The sequence below is a fragment of the Klebsiella variicola genome (assembly GCF_000828055.2).
Lineage (GTDB): Bacteria > Pseudomonadota > Gammaproteobacteria > Enterobacterales > Enterobacteriaceae > Klebsiella > Klebsiella variicola.
The window spans coordinates 5,477,250-5,501,267 of sequence record NZ_CP010523.2 but is presented as its reverse complement, the minus strand read 5'-3'; the positions used below and the strand labels follow the sequence as shown (position 1 = coordinate 5,501,267).

The following is a 24,018-nucleotide window of genomic DNA, read 5'->3' as shown; positions in this document are numbered from 1 at the left end:
ACAGCGAAATCGGACCGCAAAACGTTCGTTTGTCACCTACCGCCAGCCAAAATATTTCGCGCAAGTTCGGTAATAAACAGCAGGTGAAAATAAAAAGGGCCGCCGCCGGCAGCCCTTTGCAAGTAATGATGGTTTTACTCAACCGTTACCGATTTCGCCAGGTTACGCGGCTGGTCAACGTCAGTGCCTTTGATCAGCGCGACGTGATAAGCCAACAGCTGCAGCGGTACCGTATAGAAGATAGGGGCGATCGTCTCTTCGACATGCGGCATCTCGATGATGTGCATGTTGTCGCTACCGTTGAAGCCGGCTTCACCGTCGGCGAAGACATACAGCTCACCGCCGCGGGCACGAACCTCTTCGATGTTGGATTTCAGTTTTTCCAGCAGCTCGTTGTTCGGCGCCACCACAATCACCGGCATTTCCGCATCAATCAGCGCCAGCGGGCCGTGCTTAAGCTCGCCCGCCGCATAGGCTTCCGCGTGAATGTAGGAGATCTCTTTCAGCTTCAGCGCCCCTTCCATGGCGATCGGGTACTGATCGCCGCGGCCAAGGAACAGCGCATGGTGCTTATCAGAGAAACGCTCCGCCAGCTGCTCAATACGCTTGTCCTGGGAGAGCATCTGCTCGATACGGTTCGGCAGGGCCTGAAGGCCGTGCACGATATCATGCTCGATAGACGCATCCTGACCTTTCAGTCGCGCCAGCTTCGCCACCAGCATCAACAGCACGGTTAGCTGAGTGGTAAAGGCTTTGGTCGAGGCCACGCCGATTTCCGTTCCGGCTTTGGTCATCAGCGCCAGATCGGACTCACGCACCAGTGACGAGCCCGGTACATTGCAGATAGCCAGCGAGCCGAGATAGCCCAGCTCTTTCGACAGACGCAGCGCCGCCAGGGTATCGGCGGTTTCACCCGACTGAGAGAGGGTGATCATCAGGCTATTGCGACGCACCGCGGACTTGCGATAGCGGAATTCCGAGGCGATTTCTACATCGCACGGGACGCCAGCTAATGCTTCGAACCAGTAACGGGAGACCATCCCGGAGTTATAGGAAGTCCCGCAGGCAACAATCTGAATATGTTCAACCTGAGCCAGCATTTCATTGGCGTTCGGCCCCAGCTCGCTGAGATCCACTTCGCCATGGCTGATGCGCCCGGTCAGGGTGTTTTTAATCGCGTTCGGCTGCTCGAAAATCTCTTTCTGCATATAGTGGCGGTAGATACCTTTATCGCCAGCGTCATACTGCAGATTGGATTCGATCTCCTGGCGTTTCACTTCCGCGCCAGATTTATCGAAAATCACCACCGAGCGGCGAGTGACTTCGGCAATATCGCCCTCTTCGAGGAAGATAAAGCGGCGGGTCACTGGCAGCAATGCCAACTGGTCGGAAGCGATAAAGTTTTCGCCCATTCCCAGGCCAATCACCAGCGGGCTACCGGAGCGAGCCGCCAGCAGGGTTCCCGGGTCACGGGTATCCATGATCACCGTACCGTAGGCGCCGCGCAGCTGCGGAATAGCGCGCAGCACGGCTTCACGCAAGGTACCACCTTGTTCCAGCTCCCAGTGCACCAGATGGGCGATAACTTCGGTATCGGTCTCGGTGACGAAGACATAGCCGCGAGACTGCAGCAGGGCACGCAGCGGCTCATGGTTCTCAATGATCCCGTTATGGACCACCACAATGTGTTCAGAAACATGCGGATGCGCATTGCTCTCGGACGGTTCGCCGTGCGTCGCCCAGCGAGTATGGGCGATCCCGGTACCACCATGTAACGGCTGCTCTTCTACCGCCTGAGCCAGCATCTGAACTTTACCCAGGCGACGCACGCGGGTCATATGACCTTCGCTGTCGACCACCGCCAGACCGGCAGAGTCATACCCACGGTATTCCAGACGACGTAAACCTTCGAGAAGGATTTCAGCAATATCACGCTGCGCGACTGCGCCAACAATTCCACACATAGTTAAATTTCCTGATAATGGCGATATGCCATGCGTTGTCGCTGACCTGTATTTGCCCGTTTTCCGGGCGCCCCGAGCCTTGTAGAGAGTGGGGTTATTGTTATGGTACTGCCTGCGGACGGGGGTCTATATTGACCCTCTCATCCTGGTTCGCCGGATATGCTTCCCCGGCGACAATCCAAATTATTTCTTCTTCACCGGACGCTGCCAGCCCTGTTTGTGGACCTGCGGTACGCGGCTCAACACCAGTTCGTTATCGGCGATATTGCGCGTGACGGTGGTCCCGGCGGCGATAGTGACGCCATTACCTACCGTGACGGGCGCCACCAGCTGGGTATCCGAGCCGACAAAGACATCATCGCCAATAATCGTTTTATGTTTATTCGCGCCATCGTAGTTGCAGGTGATGGTGCCAGCGCCGATATTGACGTTATCACCGATCTCCGCATCGCCCAGATAGGTCAGATGACCCGCCTTGGAGCCTTTCCCGAGACGCGCTTTTTTCATTTCCACGAAGTTACCAACGTGGGCGCCTTCCAGCAGTTCGGCGCCCGGACGCAGACGGGCAAATGGGCCGATGGTGCAGGCAGCCTGCAGCTGGGCATCTTCCACCACGCTGTAGGGGCTAATTTCGCAGTCATCGCCGATGGTGCTGTTTTTGATCACGCAGCCAGCGCCGATTTTCACACGATCGCCCAACACCACGTTGCCTTCCAGAATAACGTTAGTATCGATCTCCACATCACGCCCGTGCTGCAGCGTACCGCGCAGATCGAAACGTGCCGGATCGCGCAGCATCACGCCCGCCAGCAGTAACTTTTCTGCCTGCTCAGCCTGGTAGACGCGCTCCAGGCGCGCAAGCTGCAGGCGGTTGTTAACGCCTTCAACTTCGCTCAGGCGCTGCGGATGCACCGCGACGATCTCGTGACCTTCCTGATGCGCTATCGCGATAATATCGGTAATGTAGTATTCGCCCTGAGCGTTGTTATTGGTGAGCTTCGCCAGCCAGCGCTTGAGGTCAGCTCCGCCGGCGATCAGGATCCCGGTGTTGATTTCCTGGATCTGGCGCTGCGCCTCGCTGGCATCTTTATGCTCAACGATGCCCGTCACCTGGCCATTTTCACGGGTAATGCGGCCGTAGCCCGTTGGGTCATCCAGCTTCACCGTCAGCAAACCAATGCCACCCTGCGGTTTCGCGGCGCGCAGGCGCTGTAGCGTCTCAACGGAAATCAGCGGCACGTCGCCATAGAGCATCAGGATGTCTTCATCATCATTGAAGAAGGGTGCTGCCTGCTGCATGGCGTGTCCGGTTCCGAGCTGCTCGGCCTGCAGCACCCAGTTCAGGTTGTCTTCATGGAGGGTCTGACGCAGCAGATCGCCACCGTGACCGTACACCAGATGCACCGCACATGCGCCTAAATCGTTAGCGGCATCAATGACATGCTGCACCATTGGCTTCCCGGCCAGGGTATGCAGCACCTTAGGAAGATCGGAATACATGCGGGTCCCTTTGCCTGCGGCAAGGATAACCACGCTCATCGCACTATTTGACATACTCATCCTGACGGTAGTTAGAACGGAAAGTAAAAGCCTTTCACGTTGAAATTTCTACATATTTTTCATCATAAAACGAGACGTGGAGAAAACGCCCAAGCCCGCGGTTATACACCATTTTATGACGCTATTTTTAACCACTGCAAATCAGTTTAACGCTGAAAAAGGGGGGTGGGGAGGGTAATCATTGACTATCTCACTGCTTTTGCTGTTTTTTCGCCACCTGAATAAAGCGGCAGAGCGCGGCCCTATTGGCGGAGATTAACAGGAGATGAGCCGACTGAGTGTAAATCAGCCGCAGGCAGGGGAGAGCTGAAGTGATTGGTGGCATCAATAAAATACAAAAGGCCACCGTCAGGTGACCTTCATTTACCGGTTGCACATCGCCAGTGTTGTCGTTTTGATGGGCGATACGTCGTGCAAGCCGGGGAATAGCGCGTGGCTTAGAAGCTCAGTACGCTGAATTTGGCGATGATTTTATGGAACAGTTTCATGATGATTTCCTGACGCAGGTGCAGTTTGATAACGCTCTTTATGTGACATACATCACAAAAATAGAGTCTACGCCTCATCATTTAACTAATCAATAACAATTAAGGGTGGATCCTGTTTTCACTTTATCCGCTCGCCAACCGCTGGCCATAAAAAAAGCCAGCCTGGAAACCAGACTGGCTTTTTACGTTCAAGCCGGTGTTACATCGCTTTTTTGGTCAACTCGATAACGCGCAGTTTAGCGATCGCTTTGGCCAGTTCCGCAGACGCCTGAGCGTAATCCACATCGCCATGGGAGCTCTTAATGTGCTCTTCGGCTTTGCGTTTCGCTTCCAGCGCTCGCGCTTCGTCGAGGTCCTGACCGCGAATTGCGGTATCCGCCAGAACGGTCACGCTGCCAGGCTGCACTTCAAGAATGCCGCCAGACAGATAGATAAACTCTTCATGACCGTGCTGTTTAACGATGCGAATCATACCAGGCTTAATGGCGGTGAGCAGCGGCGCGTGTCCCGGGTAAATACCCAGTTCACCTTCGCTACCCGTTACCTGGATTTTTTCGACCAGACCAGAGAACATTTGTAACTCTGCGCTGACGACGTCCAGGTGGTAAGTCATTGCCATATCACCCTCCGATTAAGGCGTTAAAGTTTTTTGGCTTTTTCCACGGCTTCGTCGATGGAACCGACCATGTAGAACGCCTGCTCTGGCAGGTGATCGTATTCGCCTTCCATGATGCCTTTAAAGCCACGGATAGTGTCTTTCAGCGCCACGTATTTGCCCGGAGAACCGGTAAAGACTTCTGCTACGAAGAACGGCTGGGACAGGAAGCGCTGGATCTTACGTGCGCGAGCTACCACCAGTTTGTCTTCTTCAGACAGTTCGTCCATACCGAGGATGGCGATGATGTCTTTCAGTTCCTGATAACGCTGCAGGATGGACTGAACGCCACGCGCGGTGTCGTAGTGTTCCTGACCAACAACCAGCGGATCCAGCTGACGGCTGGTGGAATCCAGCGGGTCAACCGCCGGGTAGATACCCAGGGAAGCGATCTGACGGCTCAGTACTACGGTTGCATCTAAGTGAGCAAAGGTAGTGGCTGGGGATGGGTCAGTTAAGTCATCCGCCGGTACGTATACCGCCTGTACGGAGGTGATAGAACCGGTTTTGGTGGAGGTGATACGTTCCTGCAGAACGCCCATCTCTTCCGCCAGAGTCGGCTGATAACCTACCGCTGAAGGCATACGACCCAGCAGTGCGGATACTTCAGTACCGGCCAGGGTGTAACGATAGATGTTATCGACGAACAGCAGAACGTCACGACCTTCGTCACGGAATTTCTCAGCCATGGTCAGGCCGGTCAGCGCAACGCGCAGACGGTTTCCCGGCGGCTCGTTCATCTGGCCGTACACCAGGGATACTTTATCGATAACGTTGGAGTCGGTCATTTCGTGGTAGAAGTCGTTACCCTCACGAGTACGCTCACCGACGCCCGCAAACACAGAGTAACCGGAGTGCTCGATCGCGATGTTACGGATCAGCTCCATCATGTTTACGGTTTTACCTACACCCGCACCACCGAACAGACCAACTTTACCGCCCTTCGCGAACGGACACATCAGGTCGATAACTTTGATACCGGTTTCCAGCAGTTCCTGAGAGCTGGACAGCTCTTCATAGGAAGGTGCTGCGCGGTGGATAGCCCAACGCTCTTCTTCACCGATGTCGCCTTTCATGTCGACCGGCTGACCCAGTACGTTCATGATACGACCCAGTGTTGCTTTACCTACCGGGACTTCGATTGGGTGCTCAAGGTCTTTTACTTCCAGACCGCGGCGAAGACCATCGGAAGAACCCATGGCGATGGTACGAACGATACCGCCGCCGAGCTGCTGCTGAACTTCCAGCACCAGAACTTCTTTACCATTCTGCACCTCAAGAGCTTCGTACACGCGCGGTACGGCATCCTGAGGGAATTCGACGTCAACTACGGCGCCGATTACCTGGACAATTTTTCCAGTAGCCATCTTGAATCCTCTACGAATTAACCTGGTTATACCGCGGATGCACCACCGACGATCTCGGTGAGTTCCTGAGTAATGCTGGCCTGTCGAGCTTTGTTGTATACCAACTGCAGCTCTTTAATCAGGCTGCCGCCATTGTCGGTCGCGGCTTTCATCGCCACCATACGTGCGGCCTGCTCGCTGGCCAGGTTTTCTACCACGCCCTGATAGACCTGAGATTCGACATAACGACGCAGGAGGGTATCCAGCAGCGCTTTCGGATCGGGTTCGTACAGGTAATCCCAGGATTTACGTTTCAGATCAGCGTCTTCTGATGCCGGTAACGGCAGCAGCTGAGTGATCGTCGGAACCTGAGACATGGTGTTAATAAATTTGTTGCTGACAACGTACAGCTTGTCCAGACGGCCTTCATCATAGGCCTGCAACATCACTTTTACCGGGCCGATCAGTTCGGACAGGGAGGGGTTATCCCCCATACCGGTCACCTGTGCAACCACGTTACCGCCAACGGCGTTAAAGAAAGAGACGCCCTTAGAGCCGATCATTGCGAGGTCGCACTGAACGCCTTTATCGGACCATGCTTTCATTTCCGCCAGCAGTTTCTTGAACAGGTTAATGTTCAAGCCGCCGCACAGACCACGGTCGGTCGACACCACCAGGTAGCCCACGCGCTTAACGTCGCGTTCTTCCAGGTAAGGGTGCTTATATTCCAGATTACCGTTCGCAAGGTGACCAATCACTTTGCGCATAGTATCTGCGTAAGGACGGCTGGCCGCCATACGCTCCTGCGATTTACGCATTTTGGAAGCGGCGACCATCTCCATCGCTTTAGTGATCTTTTGCGTGTTCTGGACGCTTGCGATCTTACTACGTATCTCTTTTGCGCCGGCCATGAGCTTCTCCTCAATGCCTTGCGGCCTGCCCTAAGACAGACCGCCAGACGTTACCAGGACTGGGTTGCTTTGAAGGAATCGAGGATGCCTTTCAGCTTGCCTTCGATTTCGTCGTTATAGCCACCGGACTGGTTAATCTCTTGCATCAGCGGAGCGTGATCACGGTCGACGTAAGCCAGCAGAGCGGCTTCGAAGCTACCGATTTTCGCCAGTTCTACATCAGCCAGGTAACCACGTTCTGCTGCGAACAGAACCAGAGACTGCTGCGCGACGGACATCGGCGCATACTGTTTCTGTTTCAGCAGCTCGGTCACTTTCTGACCGTGGTCCAGCTGTTTGCGGGTTGCATCGTCAAGGTCGGATGCAAACTGGGAGAACGCTGCCAGTTCACGATACTGCGCCAGTGCGGTACGGATACCACCGGACAGTTTCTTCATGATCTTGGTCTGCGCTGCACCACCAACACGGGATACGGAGATACCCGGGTTAACCGCAGGACGAATACCGGCGTTGAACAGGTTGGTTTCCAGGAAGATCTGACCATCGGTAATGGAGATTACGTTGGTCGGAACGAATGCGGAAACGTCACCCGCCTGCGTTTCGATAATCGGCAGTGCGGTCAGAGAACCGGTTTTCCCTTTCACTTCACCTTTGGTGAAAGCTTCAACGTATTCGGCGTTAACACGCGCAGCACGCTCCAGCAGACGAGAGTGGAGGTAGAATACGTCGCCCGGGAAGGCTTCACGTCCTGGCGGACGACGGAGCAGCAGGGAGATCTGACGATAAGCAACAGCCTGTTTAGACAGGTCATCGTAAATGATCAGCGCATCTTCACCGCGGTCGCGGAAGTATTCGCCCATTGCGCAACCGGCGTATGGCGCCAGGTATTGCAGTGCAGCAGATTCGGATGCAGTCGCTACCACCACAATGGTGTTAGCCAGCGCGCCGTGCTCTTCCAGTTTACGCACCACGTTAGAGATGGTGGACGCTTTCTGGCCGATAGCAACATAGACGCACTTGATACCGGAATCACGCTGGTTGATGATGGCATCGATAGCCAGCGCAGTTTTACCGGTCTGACGGTCGCCGATGATCAGTTCACGCTGACCACGACCGATTGGGATCATGGCGTCAACGGATTTATAACCGGTCTGTACCGGCTGATCGACGGACTGACGTTCGATGACGCCCGGTGCGATCGCTTCTACGGCGGAGAAACCGTCGTTTTCCAGCGGACCTTTACCATCAATTGGCGCGCCCAGGGTGTTAACCACACGGCCCAGCAGGCCACGGCCAACCGGAACTTCCAGGATACGGCCAGTACATTTAACCTTCATGCCTTCGGCGAGGTCAGCATACGGACCCATCACCACGGCACCAACGGAGTCACGCTCCAGGTTCAATGCGATAGCGTAACGGTTACCCGGCAGGGAGATCATCTCACCCTGCATACATTCGGCAAGGCCGTGGATGCGGATAACACCGTCACTTACAGAAACAATAGTACCTTCGTTATGAGCTTCGCTCACAACATTGAACTGAGCAATGCGCTGCTTGATCAGTTCGCTGATTTCGGTGGAATTCAGTTGCATGCTCCAGTCCCCTTAAGACTGCAAGACGTCTGCAAGGCGATCAAGACGGCCGCGTACGCTGCCATCAATGACCATATCACCCGCACGGATGATAATACCTGCCATAACAGACTTATCGATTTTGCAATTCAGCTTAACTTTGCGTGACAGACGTTTTTCCATCGCGCTGACGATCCTGGCAAGCTGTTCATCACTCAGTTGGTTGGCAGATATTACTTCTACCTCTGCGATGGCCTCACTGGCCGCGCGCAGGTGAATGAATTGCTCAAGAACGTCCGGGAGCACCTTCAGACGATTGTTTTCCGCCATCACCTTAATCAGGTTCTGGCCGTTTTCGTCGAGTTGCTCGCCGCAGATAGCGATAAACGCTTCTGAGAGCGTTTCCGGCGCCAAAGCACCGGAGAGAAGCTCTGCCATTTGGTCGTTTTTGGTCACTTCGGCGGCAAACGCCAGCATATCCTGCCAGCGTTCAACACTGTTGTGTTCGACGGCAAAGTCAAAAGCTGCTTTGGCGTAGGGGCGAGCTACCGTTACAAATTCAGACATCAGCCCCTCCCTCCTTACAGTTCAGCGACAAGTTTATCCACGATGTCGCTGTTAGCAGCTTCATCCACGGAACGTTCGATGATCTTCTCGGCGCCAGCAACAGCCAGGATAGCGACCTGCTTACGCAGCTCCTCGCGTGCACGTTTACGCTCAGCATCAATTTCAGCCTGCGCTTGTGCAACGATTTTGGTGCGTTCCTGTTCTGCTTCAGCTTTAGCTTCGTCCAGAATCTGAGAGCGACGCTTGTTCGCCTGCTCAATGATTACCTGGGCTTCCGCTTTCGCTTTTTTCAGCTGGTCGGTCGCGTTGGCCTGTGCAAGGTCCAAATCTTTCTTAGCGCGTTCTGCAGAAGCTAAACCGTCAGAAATCTCTTTCTGGCGTTTTTCGATGGCAGCCATTAAAGGCGGCCATACGTACTTCATGCAGAACCATACGAAGATAACAAACGCGATGGCCTGGCCGAGGATTGTTGCGTTCATGTTCACAGCACAATACCTCTTTAATTAACTCTGTGGCTTAGGTTTCTAACAACTTACTACGCGACGGCGAACATCACGTACAGACCCAGACCTACAGCGATCATCGGGATAGCATCCACCAGACCCATAACGATAAAGAACTGAGTACGCAGCAGAGGAATCAGATCCGGTTGACGCGCTGCGCCTTCCAGGAATTTACCTCCGAGGATGCCGATACCGATCGCAGCACCGATTGCCGCCAGACCCATCATCACAGCGGCAGCCATGTACAGCAGATCCATATTCAGGTTTTCCATGACAGTCTCCAGTTTGTTTCAGTTAAAACGTAGTAGTGTTGGTAAAAATCAATGCTCTTCGGACGCCATCGACAGATAGACAATCGTCAGAACCATGAAGATGAAGGCTTGCAGCGTAATAATCAGGATGTGGAAAATGGCCCAAGGCACATTCAGAACCCACTGTGACCACCACGGCAACAGACCAGCAATCAGAATGAAAATCAGCTCACCGGCATACATGTTGCCGAACAGTCGCAGACCGAGAGAAACCGGTTTGGACAGCAGGCTTACCCCTTCAAGGATTAAGTTGACAGGAATGAACGCCCAGTGATTGAACGGCTGCATGGTCAGTTCTTTAACGAACCCACCTACGCCTTTCATTTTGATGCTGTAGAAAATAATCAGGATGAACACGCCAAGCGCCATCGACAGGGTGATGTTCACGTCGGCAGACGGAACCACGCGCAGTGCAGGCAGGCCGAAAATGTGTTCGCCGATATAAGGAAGCAGGTCGATTGGCAGCAGGTCCATCAGGTTCATCAGGAAGACCCAGACGAACACGGTCAGCGCCAGCGGCGCGATAACCTTGCTCTTGCCATGGTACATGTCTTTGACGCTGCCATGGACGAAGCCGATGATCATTTCGATGAAGGTTTGGAATTTCCCTGGTACGCCGCTGGTCGCTTTCTTAGCAACGCTACGGAACATGGCAAGGAACAGCAGACCGAGAACCACCGAGAAGAACATGGAGTCAATGTTGAGCGTCCAGAAGGTGGCTGTGTGGTTGTGCGGATCCACCAGCGAGAATGTACGTAGGTCCAACTGAAGGTTGTTCAGATGGTGTCCTATGTAATCCTGCGGCGTCATATTTTCTGAAGCCATGATGCCTTTACCCTTTGTTGTTAATTACAGCTGGCGCCAGAACTTGTACCACCAGCACCAAAACCCACGTCACGATCAGCGGCATAAATACCACTCTTAAAACAGCCAGCGCCATCGCCAGAAGGGCGAAGGTTAGCAACACCTTGAAGGCTTCACCGAAGGCGAAGGTCCAGGCCACACGGCCTTTTGCTGGTGTATGCGCCTGATGACGCCAGGCAAAAATCATAAACATCAGGTTCGGCAAAACCACCGCCAAACCGCCGCATACAGCGGAAATGCCCCAGAAGGGGTCTTTGAGGCTGAACAGCAGTCCACTTGCTATTACTGCCAGTAACTGAATAAACAGAAGCTTGCGAGCAACGTTTCGACTCAAGAGCGACACTGACATCACGTTTTTACTCCTGCTCCCTTTGAGGTATGTCGCGTGTCGTATAAAACGTCCTTTAAGACGAAGAGTCAAGCATCAAAAAGCGGACAAATTATACGGTGACGCCCCGTGATTTCAAACAATAAGTAGCAAAATAGTGAATAAATGTTTAATTATTTTCCAACGGACAACTTTCCGTGCATTTCAGCGTTCTGTGAGCAGTCATACAAAACTGCAAATAACGTGGAAACACGGCAATTAAAGCGTGCATTAGATCACATAATAAACATTTCAAGCGCCCTTTAATGAATCAAGGACATAAAACACTATTTTTCATGCTTTTGATATTCAAGATAAAAAGTGAGGACATTATCTAAAACAACCTCACATACAATAAAAACCTTTTATTGACATTTATAATAAAAATTTAACATCACTATGCTGTTCATCCGTGTCGATTTTTAGCACCCTGATATTTTCAAAGTTGACTATTTTGTCAGTGAATCACTTATGCTAAGTTAACCGCAGGAAAAGCCATAGTAAAAACATGGTTAAATGCAGCCCGATAATATCGCGGAGTGACCTTTATTTTTGTAACATCCGCGGGCGACATTTTTTCCACATTTTTTGATAAAAATTAACGCGATTTTGGTTGAATCACCACCAGGTGTCGCTCCCCTTCCAGCTGAGGAACATGCAGCTCAATCACCTCGGCAATACCATACCCTTCCGGCAGGTTTTCCATTTCGTCTTTTTGCGCTAACCCTTTGAGTGCATAGAAGTGACCGTTCGCTGCCGGCAGATGATGGCACCAGCTCACCATATCATTGAGCGATGCGAAGGCGCGGCTTATCACACCGTCAAACGGCGGTTCGGCCGGGAAGGCTTCCACGCGGCTCTGCACCGGGGTGACATTATCCAGCTTCAGCTCATGCTGCACCTGACGCAGGAAGCGCACGCGCTTGCCGAGACTGTCGAGCAGGGTGAAATGCGACTCAGGACGCACGATGGCCAGCGGAATGCCAGGGAGCCCCGGTCCGGTCCCGACATCGATAAAGCGCGAGCCCTGCAGATAAGGCGCCACGATGATGCTGTCGAGGATATGGCGCACCAGCATCTCATTCGGATCGCGAACGGAAGTCAGGTTATAGGCTTTGTTCCACTTATCGAGCAGCCCGACGTAGGCCACCAGCTGGTTTTTCTGGTGATCGGTGAGCGAAATACCCGCTTCATCCAGCAGACGAGAAAGTTTGTTGAGCACGGTCAGTACCTTCAAAAAATAATGAGCCCGGAGGCGCTAACGCTTACCGGGCTATGAATGATAAAGGCGAACGCTGATTATGCAACTGCGAAATCAGCGCTGGCAGATGGCCGCAATCAGGCGCTGCGGCGCAGCATCCCCTGCTTTTTCAGCCAGACCAGCAAAATAGAGATCGCCGCCGGCGTGATCCCGGAAATGCGTGACGCCTGCCCTATCGACGACGGCTTATGGTCGTTCAGTTTGGCGATCACTTCGTTAGACAACCCGGTGACCTGGCGGTAATCGAGCGTCGCCGGCAGCACGGTATTCTCATTGCGCTGCTGTTTCTCAATCTCATCCTGCTGGCGAGCGATGTAGCCTTCATACTTCACCTGGATCTCTACCTGCTCGGCCGCTTGTTGATCCTGCAGGCCTGGCGCAAACGGAGAAAGCTGTACCAGCTGTTCGTACGTCATTTCTGGACGACGCAGCAGATCTTCACCACTCGCTTCACGCGACAGCGGCGCCGTCAGGTGAGCATTCACTTCGGCGGCGCTCTCTGCCTGCGGGTTCACCCAGGTCGATTTCAGACGCTGACGTTCACGTTCAATGCTTTCCAGCTTTTCGTTGTACCGCGCCCAGCGTTCATCGTCCACCAGACCCAGCTCACGCCCCTGTTCGGTCAGGCGCAGGTCGGCGTTATCTTCGCGCAGCATCAGACGATATTCGGCACGGGAGGTAAACATGCGGTACGGTTCTTTGGTACCCAGGGTGCACAGGTCATCCACCAGCACGCCGAGATAAGCCTGATCGCGACGCGGCGCCCAGCCCTCTTTTTCCGCAGAGAAGCGGGCGGCGTTAAGACCGGCCAGCAGACCCTGAGCAGCGGCTTCTTCATAACCGGTGGTGCCGTTGATCTGTCCGGCAAAGAACAGACCCTGAATGAATTTGCTCTCGAGCGTTGGCTTCAGATCGCGTGGGTCGAAGAAATCGTACTCAATGGCGTAGCCAGGACGGACGATCCGCGCGTTCTCCATCCCCTGCATTGAGCGGACGATTTGCATTTGCACATCAAACGGCAGGCTGGTGGAGATACCGTTCGGATAAATTTCGTTTGAGGTCAGGCCTTCCGGTTCAAGGAAAATCTGATGTTGGTTGCGATCGGCAAAGCGCATGACTTTGTCTTCGATCGACGGACAATAGCGTGGCCCGATCCCTTCGATCACCCCAGAGTACATTGGGCTGCGATCGAGGTTATTACGGATCACGTCATGGGTTTTCTCGTTGGTGTGGGTGATATAGCACGGCACCTGGCGCGGATGCTGATCCGCGGATCCCATGAACGAGAAGACCGGCATTGGGTTATCGCCGTGCTGTTGCGCCAGCACGCTGAAATCGATGGTGCGGGCGTCAATACGCGGTGGGGTTCCGGTTTTCAGGCGGCTTACGCGCAGCGGCAGCTCACGCAGACGACGAGACAGTGGAATTGACGGCGGATCGCCGGCACGCCCGCCGCTGTAGTTATCCAGACCAATATGGATTTTGCCATCGAGGAAGGTTCCGACGGTCAGCACCACCGCTTTGGCACGGAATTTGAGGCCCATCTGAGTGACGGCGCCCACGACGCGATCGTTTTCCACAATCAGATCTTCCACTGCCTGCTGGAAGATCATCAGGTTCGGCTGGTTCTCCAGCGCGGTGCGTACCGCCTGACGATACAGCACGCGGTCTGCCTGGGCGCGAGTGGCACGTACCGCGGGCCCTTTGCTGGCGTTTAGTATCCTAAACTGAATACCCGCCTGATCGATCGCGGTTGCCATCAATCCGCCGAGTGCGTCCACTTCTTTTACCAGGTGTCCTTTCCCAATGCCGCCAATCGCCGGGTTGCAGCTCATCTGCCCCAGCGTGTCGATATTGTGTGTCAAAAGCAGGGTTTGTTGGCCCATTCGCGCTGCGGCCATCGCGGCCTCAGTGCCTGCATGACCCCCGCCAATGATAATGACGTCAAAAGGATCCTGATAAAACATGGTGATCTGCCTCGCATAACGCGGTTTGAAAATGGATTGAAGCCCGGGCCGTGGATTCTACTCGGCTTTGGTCTTTTGAGAAAGACTCCGGGATCCTGAGTATTAAAAAGAAGATCTTTATATAGAGATCTGTTCTATTGTGATCTCTTATTAGGATCGACTCTCTTTGTGGATAAGTCGGATCCACGATGTAAGATCAAAAGCTTAAGAAGGATCACTATCTGTGAATGATCGGTGATCCTGGTCCGTATAAGCTGGGATCAAAATGAAGGGTTATACACAGCACAAAAACCATACGACGGTTATTCTTTGGATAACTACCGGTTGATCCAAGCTTTTAAGCATGGTTATCCACAGAAGATCCGACGATCTTTACAATTCTCAGAGCAAATTTTTCCAGGATCCCAGCCAGATTTCCGCTGGATCCTCCGGAATTTCATGTTCCAGTACGTTAATTTTCAGCGTTTCGCCGATCTGTTTTGCGCCGCTGGCCTTCAATGCTGCTTCTAATTTATCGATCGCCCCGCAGAAGGTGTCGTATTCGCGGCTGCCGATCCCGATGGCGCCAAAGCGCACGGCGGAAAGATCGGCCTTCTGCTCCAGCAATGCGTCATAGAAGGGAACCAGGTTGTCGGGAATGTCGCCGGCGCCATGCGTTGAAGAGATAACTAACCAGATCCCTTCCGCCTGCAGATCGTCAACCAGCGGACCGTGCTGGATTTCAGTGCTGTAGCCGGCTTCTTCCAGCTTTTCCGCCAGATGCTCTGCTACATATTCCGCACTGCCCAGGGTGCTGCCGCTGATAAGTGTAATGTCTGCCATGATCGCCGATCGCCCGCTCAACTGTTCAGAGTGGCGTATTGTACGCTGTGAGCGAGCTGGGATCTACCTGTGGAAAAATGTGGGATTAAAAAAAGCGATCAGGGCTTGATGGTACGCATGATCGGGTTCTGCAGCACGATCAGCGTCTCGGTGGACTGAATTTCATCAATTGTTTGGATCTTGTTGATAAGTACCTGCTGCAGGGCATCGATGGATTTACACATCACCTTAATAAAGATGCTGTAGTGGCCGGTGGTGTAATAAGCCTCGGTGACCTCCTCCAGGCTTTCCAGGCGAGCAAGGGCGGAAGGGTAGTCCTTGGCGCTCTTGAGAATAATGCCGATAAAGCAGCCGACATCATAGCCCAGCTGCTTGGGGCTGACGTCAATGCGCGCACCGGTAATGATACCCGCCTGTTTCATCTTTTCGACGCGCACATGAATGGTGCCCGGGCTGACGCTGAACTGTTTAGCCAGTTCGGCATAGGCGGTACGGGCGTTGGCCATCAGCGCATCGAGAATGCCGCGGTCCAGATTGTCGATCTGATAATTTTCCATATCTTTTTCTTATGAAGTTTGAGGGTTCTTGCTATTTTAGCGTCATATTTTGATGAATTAAAAGTCGATGCGGCTTTTTATTGATTGATTATTGTATTGCGGCCCTGTTTTGTTGCTTAATCAATGGCAACAGGACGCAGGAGTTATAAAAATGAAAACCGCATATATCGCAAAACAACGCCAGATCAGTTTCGTTAAATCCCACTTTTCCCGTCAGCTGGAAGAGAAGCTTGGCCTGATTGAAGTCCAGGCGCCAATCTTAAGCCGCGTGGGCGATGGGACGCAGGATAACTTGTCCGGCTGCGAGAAAGCGGTTCAGGTAAAAGTGAAAACACTGCCCGACGCCCAGTTCGAAGTGGTTCATTCGCTGGCGAAGTGGAAGCGTCAAACCCTGGGACAACACGACTTCAGCGCGGGCGAAGGGCTGTACACGCACATGAAGGCCCTTCGCCCCGATGAAGACCGTCTGACGCCTATCCATTCCGTTTATGTTGACCAGTGGGACTGGGAGCGCGTGATGGGCGATGAAGAGCGTCACGTCGGCACTCTGAAGGCAACCGTCGAGGCGATCTACGCCGGGATCAAAGCTACCGAGCTGGCGGTCAGCCAGGAATTTGGCCTGAAGCCTTTTCTGCCGGAACAGATCCATTTTGTTCACAGCCAGGAGCTGCTGAGCCGCTATCCCGATCTCGATGCCAAAGGCCGTGAGCGAGCCATTGCCAAAGAGTTGGGGGCCGTCTTCTTAATTGGTATCGGCGGCAAACTGTCTGACGGTAAGCGCCACGACGTGCGTGCGCCGGATTATGATGACTGGAGCACAGAGATTTCTGAAGGCTTTGCCGGTCTGAACGGCGATATCCTGGTTTGGAACCCGGTGCTGGAAGATGCTTTCGAGATCTCCTCAATGGGGATCCGCGTTGACGCCGAAGCGCTGAAGCGCCAGCTGGCCGTGACTGGCGATGAAGATCGCCTACAGCTTGAATGGCACCAGGCGCTGCTGCGCGGCGAGATGCCGCAGACTATCGGCGGCGGCATTGGCCAGTCTCGTCTGACGATGCTGCTGCTGCAGCTTGACCATATCGGCCAGGTGCAGTGCGGCGTATGGCCGGCGCAGGTTCGCGAAAGCGTTTCCGCGCTGCTGTAATGAATTAGCGCCGCCAGCGTCGCAGCAGGCGGCTACGCAGCCCGGTATCAAAGCGCCAGATATGATCGAAGATGCGCATGATGCCGGGTTTGCCGTGTACCGACATCGCCACCGCGTGAAAACGGTGCTGGTGCTTACGCTGTAACTCCCCCACCTGAGCAATCACCTCATCCGGCAACCGCTGGGCGATAAAGTCAGAGATCACGACGGCATCCGCATCCACCCACTGCGGGTTTTGCAGACGTTCAATGATGGCGCGAAAACAGCTGGCCAGATCGGTACCGCCGCGAAAGCGCTGGCTTAAAAAGCGGATCGCCTGCTCCAGCCCGCGCTCGCTGGTCAGTTCGTAATGCACCACTTCGCTGGAGAACAGCATAATAAAGCAGCGACGGTTATCAGCCAGCGCGACGCGCATGAGGGCCAGACAAAAGGCCTTAGCGCACTGCTCGTTAAAACCGCCCATCGACCCTGACGTATCGACGCAGACAATGAACGGCCCGCGCGGTTGCTCATCAAAATCCTGCCGCGTTACCGGGCGTTCGGTGATTTTCTCACGCCAGGCGTCGCCATGCAGCCGGTAGGTGAGCAGCTGCTTCTCCACCAGCTTGCGATAAAATTCAAACTCCAGCTCCGTGATGCCGAGCGTCGCCAGCTCCGGCGGCAGCAGCCGCAGAATGTCGTCACTCTGCTGGAGGCCGTCGACTTGCTCCGGTACTGTCGCCGGCTCGCGCACCAGGCTGCGAAAGGTTTCCATCGGGGCGTCTTTCTTCGGCACCGATTTCGCTTCCCGTGAACGTCCGAGTTGTTCCGCCAGCTGCAGTAGCTCCGGTTGCTGGTTGAGAAAATCGCCATAGCGCACGATCAGCTGATAGTCGCCGCGTTTGAGTTCGCCTGCGCTCATATCCCACAGACGCCCGGCGGCAGTGTCATTTTCCGCCAGTACCGGATCGAGCTGACCGCTGAGCGTCATTCGTTCCTGGACCTCACTGAGTAACTGATCGCGTTCTTCATCCAGCAGCTGCTGGTTAAGGCTGGTGGCTTGCACCACCAGGCTCAGGCGCCAGCGCTGTAAAAACAGCGTATGCAACGCCGGGGTAAAGGTGGCATTGTCATCCACCAGCTTCTGCGCCTGAGCGGCAAAAGGAGACTGTAGCTGGTGCAGTTTGCCGAGGATCTGCGGGAGCTGGACGATAAACTGCGAGGTAGAGAGTAGCTGAGCCTGCTGATAGGTTTGCACTTCGGCGTCCAGATCCGGCGGGACGTTAACTTCTTTCAAACGGGCGCGAACGGCTTCACGCCAGCGTGGAATATCCGCCGCGATGATGTTTTTCAGGCGGGGGAATTTCTCAAAGAACACCGCCAGCTGAGGAGAAGCCAGCAGCGCCAGCAGCATCTCCTCGATCATTCCCTCTTCGCTGACTGCCAGCATGACATTCAGCATATCGAGCGTCATGGCTGCTTCGCCTGTTTAATCTGCGCGCCGACGTCCTGCAGGCTGGCTTCGATTCTTCCCAGCCACTCGACCGGGATAAACAGACACTTTTGCTGCTCGCTGAAGCGGTTGTGTTGCTGGTGCCACTCATCATCGAGCACCTCCAGCTGTTGGCGAATTTCTGCCGGCATGTTCTCCTGCGATGCGCTACCGGGCAGCGCGAGGCGTGAGCCCTGCAGGCTGACGTCGCGGACGACCAGGTGCTGGCTGGTGTCGACATCCATATTGAGCAGTTGGGCAAAGCCGATCCCGTTGAGCTTACCGCGGATCTCACCGCCCTTTTCCAGCCAGTTGGCTAACGCCTCGCGTTCAAAAGTAATGTGGATCACTTCCATATCGTGAAGTTTGAGCGGCTGCTGCAGCAGCAGTGTCAGGGTGGTCCCCTGGATCTCCGCCGGCAATTCATAGTGCGGTTTGCGGCTAAACATCCCGCCAAGGCGGGTGACCTTCAACGCCGTTTTGTCGCTTTGCTGCTGTTGGATCTGAATGCGTCTTTGGACAATGGCCCCCAGCCGCGTCAGCATTGCCTGCTGTTGCCAGGCGTGACAGGTCATGAGCGTTTCCAGCTGCTGCGACATCAGGTTCATGCTCTCGACGTTGTGCCACAGACAATCTTTCAGCAGGATCAGATCTATCGGCGCGATGCTGTCGCGCCCGCTGAAGAAGGCGCTGGCCTGCAGCAGGCGAATGGCCTTTTTCCAGCGGCGATCCGAGACGTACGGCGCATTTGGCAGGGCATCCAGCTGCTGGCGGAGCTGGAATATCAGCTCAAACACCGCGTCTGGCAGTTTGATATTGCCGATCTGCTGCTGCCATTGGGTAAACTCTTCGTCGCTAACCTGCAGCGCGCTGGGCACTGGATTGATGTTTTCATCCTGCTGGCTGACCAGCATTGAACGGAAATTACCTTTATCCTGCACTTTATCAAGCCACAGACGGATCAGCATTCGGTCATACAGCGCTTCCAGACTGCTGTCGGCTTCGGGGAGTTCGTTCGACGCGGCCACCAGCAGGCGCATCGGGATTTTCTCTTCGTGCGCCCCATTGCGGAAGTGACGTTCGTTAATCGCCGTCAGCAGGGTGTTGAGGATCGCCGGACCCGCTTTCCATATTTCATCGAGAAAGACGATTTCGGCTTCCGGCAGGTAGCCGGCGGTTAAACGTTCGTAACGGCCTTCATCCTTCAGTGCCTGAATGGACAGTGGCCCAAAAACTTCTTCCGGGGTGGAGAAGCGGGTCATCAGGTATTCAAAAGCGCGCGCCTGCTGGAAGGCGAATTTGAGGCGGCGGGCAATCAGGCTTTTGGCGATCCCCGGTGGGCCGAGCAAAAAAACGCTCTCGCCGCTGAGCGCCGCCAGCAGGCAGAGGCGTATCGCGTGGCTGCGTTCAAAGAGTCCTTTTTCGAGTGCCGCGCTGAGCCGGGAAATTCTTTCAGCCAGTAAATGTGTTTGAGCCATAATTGAGTTGCGTGCTTTGTCATGTATCGTTATTGGGTCGAGTATAGATGTTAGAGCAGGGGCGGTAATAGCCTGAAGAATCGATTTATTTTTTTTGAGCCAGGTTAATATGGTGTCTGTTAGGGGTACGATTTCGCAAATAATCGTGCATACTGTGCGCTTTTTGTGGGCCAAGGGACTAGGCACACATTTGTTTTATAAACGAAAAGACTAGTCTATGAGCACTGATAATAAACAATCGTTGCCGGCATTAACGTTGGCGGCCATCGGCGTGGTGTACGGCGATATCGGTACCAGTCCACTGTATACCTTGCGCGAATGCCTGTCAGGTCAGTTTGGCTTTGGCGTTGAGCGCGACGCCGTGTTTGGCTTTTTGTCGCTGATTTTCTGGCTGTTAATCTTTACCGTATCGATTAAATACATCACGTTCGTGATGCGGGCGGATAACGCCGGGGAAGGCGGGATCTTAACGCTGATGTCGCTGGCCGGACGTAATACCTCGGCCCGAATGACCTCCGTACTGGTGATCCTCGGCCTGATCGGCGGTAGCTTCTTCTATGGCGAAGTGGTGATTACGCCGGCGATTTCCGTTATGTCGGCGATAGAGGGGTTAGAAATTATCGCCCCGCAGCTTGATACCTGGATTGTCCCTATCTCCATTATCGTGCTGACCCTGTTGTTTGTGATCCAGAAGCACGGGACCGGCATGGTCGGTAAGCTGTTTGCGCCGATTATGCTGATCTGGTTCCTGTTGCTGGCGGTGCTCGGCGCGCGAAGCATTTACGCTAACCCGGAAGTTCTTCAGGCGCTAAACCCCTACTGGGCGGTGCATTTCTTCCTGCAGTACAAAACGGTTTCCTTTATTGCGCTCGGCGCGGTGGTGCTGTCGATTACCGGGGTGGAAGCGCTGTACGCCGATATGGGTCACTTCGGCAAACTGCCGATCCGCGTGGCCTGGTTCTCCGTCGTGCTGCCCTCGCTGGTGCTGAACTATTTTGGCCAGGGCGCGCTACTGCTGAAGCACCCGGAAGCGATTAAAAACCCGTTCTTCCTGCTGGCGCCGGAGTGGGCGCTGATCCCGATGCTGATTATCGCCACGCTGGCGACGGTTATCGCCTCGCAGGCGGTGATCTCCGGGGTCTTCTCCCTGACCCGTCAGGCAGTGCGTCTGGGCTATCTGTCGCCGATGCGCATTATCCACACCTCGGAAATGGAGTCCGGACAGATTTACATCCCGTTCATTAACTGGCTGCTGTACGTTTCTGTGGTCATCGTTATTGTCAGCTTTGAGCATTCGTCTAATCTGGCGGCGGCGTATGGTATCGCGGTCACGGGCACCATGGTGCTGACCTCCATTCTGTCGGCAACGGTGGCGCGCAAAAACTGGCACTGGAATAAGCTGTTTGTCGGCCTGATGCTGGTGGCCTTCCTGTGTATCGATATTCCGCTGTTTTCGGCGAACCTCGATAAGATTGTCTCCGGCGGTTGGCTGCCGTTGTCCCTGGGGCTGGTGATGTTCACGGTGATGACCACCTGGAAGAGCGAACGTTTCCGCCTGCTGCGCCGAATGCACGAGCATGGCAATTCGCTGGAAGCGATGATCTCTTCGCTGGAGAAGTCACCGCCGGTGCGTGTGCCGGGTACCGCGGTGTATATGTCCCGCGCCCTGAACGTGATCCCGTTTGCCCTGCTGCATAACCTGAAGCACAACAAGGTGCTGCATGAGCGAGTAATCCTTCTGACTCTGCGCACCGAAGACGCGCCTTACGTGCATAACGTTCGCCGGGTGCAGATTGAGCAGCTGTCGCCGTCGTTCTGGCGGGTGGTGGCCAGCTACGGTTGGCGGGAAACGCCGAACGTTGAAGAGGTGTTCCATCGCTGTGGCCTGGAAGGACTCAGTTGCCGAATGATGGAGACCTCGTTCTTCATGTCGCATGAGTCGCTGATTATCGGCAAACGACCGTGGTATCTGCGCCTGCGCGGCAAGCTTTATCTGCTGCTGCAGCGTAACGCCCTGCGGGCGCCGGATCAATTTGAAATCCCGCCAAACCGGGTTATCGAGCTCGGTACCCAGGTCGAAATCTGATGTCAAAAAAGCCCTTCCATTGCGAAGGGCTTTTTGTTTCTCACTCCGGCTGTCATCTCCTGTCGCTGTCTTGCGAAACGTTTCGATGGCGATCACATTTCTCTCTTCTGGTGATGGTTTTCTGCTCACACATTGATAATAATTATTTTAGCGAAACGTTTCGCTAGTGGAGCAAAAGAGAAAAATGAAAAAAGGCACCGTACTTAACGCTGATATTTCCGCGGTCATTTCCCGCCTGGGCCACACCGATACGCTGGTGGTCTGCGATGCCGGATTACCGGTTCCCCGCAGCAGCACGCGCATTGATATGGCGCTGACTCAGGGCGTACCTTCCTTTATGCAGGTGCTGGAAGTGGTGACGACGGAAATGCAGGTTGAAGCGGCTGTTATCGCGGAAGAGATTAAAACCCATAATCCGCAGCTCCACGCGACGTTGCTCACTCACCTCGAGCAGCTGCAGCAGCACCAGGGAAATACCATTGAAATTCGTTACACCAGCCATGAGCAGTTCAAAAAACAAACCGCAGACAGTCAGGCGGTAATTCGCAGCGGGGAGTGTTCCCCGTTTGCGAATATCATTCTCTGTGCCGGCGTCACGTTCTGAGGTCGCCGCCATGGAAGCCTTATTGCAACTAAAAGGGATCGATAAAGCGTTCCCTGGCGTCAAGGCGCTCTCCGGCGCGGCGCTGAATGTCTATGCCGGTCGGGTGATGGCGCTGGTAGGGGAAAATGGCGCCGGCAAATCCACCATGATGAAGGTGCTGACCGGGATCTACACCCGTGATGCCGGCTCTTTGCTGTGGTTAGGCAAAGAGACGACCTTTAACGGCCCCAAATCCTCCCAGGAAGCCGGGATCGGTATCATCCACCAGGAACTGAACCTGATCCCGCAATTGACGATTGCCGAGAACATCTTCCTTGGTCGCGAATTTGTTAACCGTTTTGGCAAAATCGACTGGAAGCAGATGTATGCCGAAGCCGACAAGCTGCTGGCAAAGCTGAATCTCCGCTTTAACAGCCAGAAGCTGGTGGGCGATCTGTCGATTGGCGATCAGCAAATGGTGGAGATCGCCAAAGTGCTGAGCTTTGAATCGAAAGTCATCATTATGGATGAACCGACCGATGCGCTGACCGATACCGAAACCGAATCGCTGTTCCGCGTCATCCGCGAACTGAAGTCGCAGGGGCGCGGCATCGTCTATATCTCCCACCGTATGAAAGAGATCTTCGAGATTTGCGACGACGTGACCGTCTTTCGTGACGGGCAGTTTATCGCCGAGCGCGAAGTGGCTTCGCTGGATGAGGACCGACTGATCGAGATGATGGTCGGCCGTAAGCTGGAAGATCAATATCCACATCTCGATAAGGCGCCGGGCGCGGTGCGCCTGAAGGTCGATAATCTCTGCGGCCCGGGCGTGGAAAACGTGACCTTTACCTTGCGCCAGGGGGAAATCCTGGGTGTCGCCGGGCTGATGGGCGCCGGACGGACCGAACTGATGAAAGTGCTGTACGGCGCGCTGCCGCGCAGCAGCGGCTCCGTGACGCTGGATGGCCATGAAGTGGTGACCCGCTCGCCGCAGGACGGTCTGGCGAACGGCATTGTCTATATCTCCGAAGATCGTAAGCGCGATGGCCTGGTTCTCGGGATGTCGGTAAAAGAAAATATGTCCCTGACGGCGCTACGCTACTTCAGCCGGGCGGGCGGCAGCCTTAAGCATAAAGATGAACAGCAGGCGGTCAGTGATTTCATTCGGCTGTTTAACGTCAAAACGCCGTCCATGGAGCAGGCAATCGGCCTGCTTTCCGGCGGCAACCAGCAAAAGGTCGCCATTGCCCGCGGGCTGATGACCCGGCCAAAGGTGCTGATCCTTGATGAACCGACCCGCGGCGTCGACGTCGGGGCGAAGAAAGAGATCTACCAGCTCATCAATCAGTTCAAAGCCGATGGCCTGAGCATCATTCTGGTCTCCTCTGAGATGCCGGAGGTGTTGGGCATGAGCGATCGCATCATTGTGATGCATGAAGGGCATCTCGGCGGTGAATTCACACGCGAGCAGGCCACCCAGGAAGTATTGATGGCTGCCGCTGTGGGCAAGCTTAACCGTGTGAATCAGGAGTAAGAAAG

General features: G+C 54.5%; 21 protein-coding genes. 4 read left to right on the top strand and 17 right to left on the bottom strand.

Annotation, left to right across the window (positions count from 1 at the left end; all coding sequences use genetic code 11):
• Window positions 1–134 precede the first annotated feature (134 nt).
• The 15 genes from glmS to asnC all read right to left on the bottom strand — a co-directional run bounded on the left by glmS (window position 135) and on the right by asnC (window position 15,714).
• Window positions 135–1,964, bottom strand: a complete 1,830-nt coding sequence (gene glmS / locus SP68_RS25690) for a glutamine--fructose-6-phosphate transaminase (isomerizing) (protein ID WP_008806727.1) — start codon at window positions 1,962–1,964, stop codon at window positions 135–137.
• A 183-nt stretch (window positions 1,965–2,147) separates the two neighbouring features.
• Window positions 2,148–3,518: a bifunctional UDP-N-acetylglucosamine diphosphorylase/glucosamine-1-phosphate N-acetyltransferase GlmU gene (gene glmU / locus SP68_RS25685; protein WP_040969925.1), complete on the bottom strand. Its 1,371-nt coding sequence runs from the start codon at window positions 3,516–3,518 to the stop codon at window positions 2,148–2,150.
• Between the two features lie 693 nt (window positions 3,519–4,211).
• Complete coding sequence (locus tag SP68_RS25680) at window positions 4,212–4,631, bottom strand: F0F1 ATP synthase subunit epsilon (RefSeq protein WP_008806724.1); 420 nt, start codon at window positions 4,629–4,631, stop codon at window positions 4,212–4,214.
• Between the two features lie 20 nt (window positions 4,632–4,651).
• On the bottom strand, window positions 4,652–6,034 hold the full coding sequence (gene atpD / locus SP68_RS25675; protein WP_008806723.1) for a F0F1 ATP synthase subunit beta: 1,383 nt from the start codon (window positions 6,032–6,034) through the stop codon (window positions 4,652–4,654).
• Between the two features lie 26 nt (window positions 6,035–6,060).
• Complete coding sequence (atpG, locus tag SP68_RS25670) at window positions 6,061–6,924, bottom strand: F0F1 ATP synthase subunit gamma (protein WP_008806722.1); 864 nt, start codon at window positions 6,922–6,924, stop codon at window positions 6,061–6,063.
• 50 nt (window positions 6,925–6,974) lie between these two features.
• A complete protein-coding gene (gene atpA, locus SP68_RS25665) occupies window positions 6,975–8,516 on the bottom strand; it encodes a F0F1 ATP synthase subunit alpha (protein WP_012543303.1) in 1,542 nt (513 codons plus the stop codon).
• A 12-nt stretch (window positions 8,517–8,528) separates the two neighbouring features.
• On the bottom strand, window positions 8,529–9,062 hold the full coding sequence (atpH, locus tag SP68_RS25660; RefSeq protein WP_004202307.1) for a F0F1 ATP synthase subunit delta: 534 nt from the start codon (window positions 9,060–9,062) through the stop codon (window positions 8,529–8,531).
• A 14-nt stretch (window positions 9,063–9,076) separates the two neighbouring features.
• Window positions 9,077–9,547 carry a F0F1 ATP synthase subunit B gene (atpF, locus tag SP68_RS25655; RefSeq protein ID WP_004107293.1) on the bottom strand — a complete coding sequence of 157 codons (471 nt, stop codon included), beginning with the start codon at window positions 9,545–9,547 and terminating at the stop codon, window positions 9,077–9,079.
• 50 nt (window positions 9,548–9,597) lie between these two features.
• Window positions 9,598–9,837: a F0F1 ATP synthase subunit C gene (atpE, locus tag SP68_RS25650; protein WP_000429386.1), complete on the bottom strand. Its 240-nt coding sequence runs from the start codon at window positions 9,835–9,837 to the stop codon at window positions 9,598–9,600.
• A 48-nt stretch (window positions 9,838–9,885) separates the two neighbouring features.
• Window positions 9,886–10,701, bottom strand: a complete 816-nt coding sequence (gene atpB, locus SP68_RS25645) for a F0F1 ATP synthase subunit A (protein WP_004151552.1) — start codon at window positions 10,699–10,701, stop codon at window positions 9,886–9,888.
• A gap of 7 nt (window positions 10,702–10,708) precedes the next feature.
• A complete protein-coding gene (gene atpI / locus SP68_RS25640; protein WP_032741502.1) occupies window positions 10,709–11,089 on the bottom strand; it encodes a F0F1 ATP synthase subunit I in 381 nt (126 codons plus the stop codon).
• Window positions 11,090–11,705: 616 nt separating this feature from the next.
• Window positions 11,706–12,329, bottom strand: a complete 624-nt coding sequence (gene rsmG, locus SP68_RS25635; RefSeq protein WP_008806718.1) for a 16S rRNA (guanine(527)-N(7))-methyltransferase RsmG — start codon at window positions 12,327–12,329, stop codon at window positions 11,706–11,708.
• 116 nt (window positions 12,330–12,445) lie between these two features.
• On the bottom strand, window positions 12,446–14,335 hold the full coding sequence (gene mnmG, locus SP68_RS25630) for a tRNA uridine-5-carboxymethylaminomethyl(34) synthesis enzyme MnmG (protein WP_040970615.1): 1,890 nt from the start codon (window positions 14,333–14,335) through the stop codon (window positions 12,446–12,448).
• 381 nt (window positions 14,336–14,716) lie between these two features.
• Window positions 14,717–15,157 (bottom strand): FMN-binding protein MioC, encoded by a 441-nt coding sequence (gene mioC, locus SP68_RS25625; RefSeq protein WP_008806716.1) that lies wholly within the window; start codon window positions 15,155–15,157, stop codon window positions 14,717–14,719.
• A 98-nt stretch (window positions 15,158–15,255) separates the two neighbouring features.
• On the bottom strand, window positions 15,256–15,714 hold the full coding sequence (gene asnC, locus SP68_RS25620) for a transcriptional regulator AsnC (protein WP_002882510.1): 459 nt from the start codon (window positions 15,712–15,714) through the stop codon (window positions 15,256–15,258).
• Window positions 15,715–15,865: 151 nt separating this feature from the next.
• On the opposite strand from asnC, the gene asnA reads away from it, so the two are divergent.
• Window positions 15,866–16,858 (top strand): aspartate--ammonia ligase, encoded by a 993-nt coding sequence (gene asnA, locus SP68_RS25615; RefSeq protein WP_008806715.1) that lies wholly within the window; start codon window positions 15,866–15,868, stop codon window positions 16,856–16,858.
• Between the two features lie 4 nt (window positions 16,859–16,862).
• On the opposite strand, the gene viaA is transcribed toward asnA, so the two are convergent.
• Entirely contained in the window at window positions 16,863–18,311 is a 1,449-nt protein-coding gene (viaA, locus tag SP68_RS25610; protein ID WP_008806714.1) for an ATPase RavA stimulator ViaA, read from the bottom strand.
• Entirely contained in the window at window positions 18,308–19,807 is a 1,500-nt protein-coding gene (gene ravA, locus SP68_RS25605) for an ATPase RavA (RefSeq protein ID WP_032731532.1), read from the bottom strand. The genes viaA and ravA overlap by 4 nt, the downstream gene beginning before the upstream one ends.
• 217 nt (window positions 19,808–20,024) lie before the next feature.
• Here ravA and kup point away from each other — a divergent pair, with 217 nt between their 5' ends.
• The 3 genes from kup (at window position 20,025) to rbsA (ending at window position 24,013) form a co-directional block, all read left to right on the top strand.
• Window positions 20,025–21,893 carry a low affinity potassium transporter Kup gene (gene kup / locus SP68_RS25600; protein WP_008806712.1) on the top strand — a complete coding sequence of 623 codons (1,869 nt, stop codon included), beginning with the start codon at window positions 20,025–20,027 and terminating at the stop codon, window positions 21,891–21,893.
• 184 nt (window positions 21,894–22,077) lie between these two features.
• Entirely contained in the window at window positions 22,078–22,497 is a 420-nt protein-coding gene (gene rbsD / locus SP68_RS25595) for a D-ribose pyranase (RefSeq protein WP_002882527.1), read from the top strand.
• A 10-nt stretch (window positions 22,498–22,507) separates the two neighbouring features.
• Complete coding sequence (gene rbsA / locus SP68_RS25590; RefSeq protein ID WP_012543297.1) at window positions 22,508–24,013, top strand: ribose ABC transporter ATP-binding protein RbsA; 1,506 nt, start codon at window positions 22,508–22,510, stop codon at window positions 24,011–24,013.
• Window positions 24,014–24,018: the final 5 nt, after the last annotated feature.

Bases quoted from the DNA above. Each gene is read 5' to 3' on its own strand.
- glmS (WP_008806727.1), bottom strand. From the start codon at position 1,964: ATGTGTGGAATTGTTGGCGCAGTCGCGCAGCGTGATATTGCTGAAATC.
- glmU (WP_040969925.1), bottom strand. From the start codon at position 3,518: ATGTCAAATAGTGCGATGAGCGTGGTTATCCTTGCCGCAGGCAAAGGG.
- SP68_RS25680 (WP_008806724.1), bottom strand. From the start codon at position 4,631: ATGGCAATGACTTACCACCTGGACGTCGTCAGCGCAGAGTTACAAATG.
- atpD (WP_008806723.1), bottom strand. From the start codon at position 6,034: ATGGCTACTGGAAAAATTGTCCAGGTAATCGGCGCCGTAGTTGACGTC.
- atpG (WP_008806722.1), bottom strand. From the start codon at position 6,924: ATGGCCGGCGCAAAAGAGATACGTAGTAAGATCGCAAGCGTCCAGAAC.
- atpA (WP_012543303.1), bottom strand. From the start codon at position 8,516: ATGCAACTGAATTCCACCGAAATCAGCGAACTGATCAAGCAGCGCATT.
- atpH (WP_004202307.1), bottom strand. From the start codon at position 9,062: ATGTCTGAATTTGTAACGGTAGCTCGCCCCTACGCCAAAGCAGCTTTT.
- atpE (WP_000429386.1), bottom strand. From the start codon at position 9,837: ATGGAAAACCTGAATATGGATCTGCTGTACATGGCTGCCGCTGTGATG.
- atpB (WP_004151552.1), bottom strand. From the start codon at position 10,701: ATGGCTTCAGAAAATATGACGCCGCAGGATTACATAGGACACCATCTG.
- atpI (WP_032741502.1), bottom strand. From the start codon at position 11,089: ATGTCAGTGTCGCTCTTGAGTCGAAACGTTGCTCGCAAGCTTCTGTTT.
- mnmG (WP_040970615.1), bottom strand. From the start codon at position 14,335: ATGTTTTATCAGGATCCTTTTGACGTCATTATCATTGGCGGGGGTCAT.
- mioC (WP_008806716.1), bottom strand. From the start codon at position 15,157: ATGGCAGACATTACACTTATCAGCGGCAGCACCCTGGGCAGTGCGGAA.
- asnC (WP_002882510.1), bottom strand. From the start codon at position 15,714: ATGGAAAATTATCAGATCGACAATCTGGACCGCGGCATTCTCGATGCG.
- asnA (WP_008806715.1), top strand. From the start codon at position 15,866: ATGAAAACCGCATATATCGCAAAACAACGCCAGATCAGTTTCGTTAAA.
- viaA (WP_008806714.1), bottom strand. From the start codon at position 18,311: ATGACGCTCGATATGCTGAATGTCATGCTGGCAGTCAGCGAAGAGGGA.
- ravA (WP_032731532.1), bottom strand. From the start codon at position 19,807: ATGGCTCAAACACATTTACTGGCTGAAAGAATTTCCCGGCTCAGCGCG.
- kup (WP_008806712.1), top strand. From the start codon at position 20,025: ATGAGCACTGATAATAAACAATCGTTGCCGGCATTAACGTTGGCGGCC.
- rbsD (WP_002882527.1), top strand. From the start codon at position 22,078: ATGAAAAAAGGCACCGTACTTAACGCTGATATTTCCGCGGTCATTTCC.
- rbsA (WP_012543297.1), top strand. From the start codon at position 22,508: ATGGAAGCCTTATTGCAACTAAAAGGGATCGATAAAGCGTTCCCTGGC.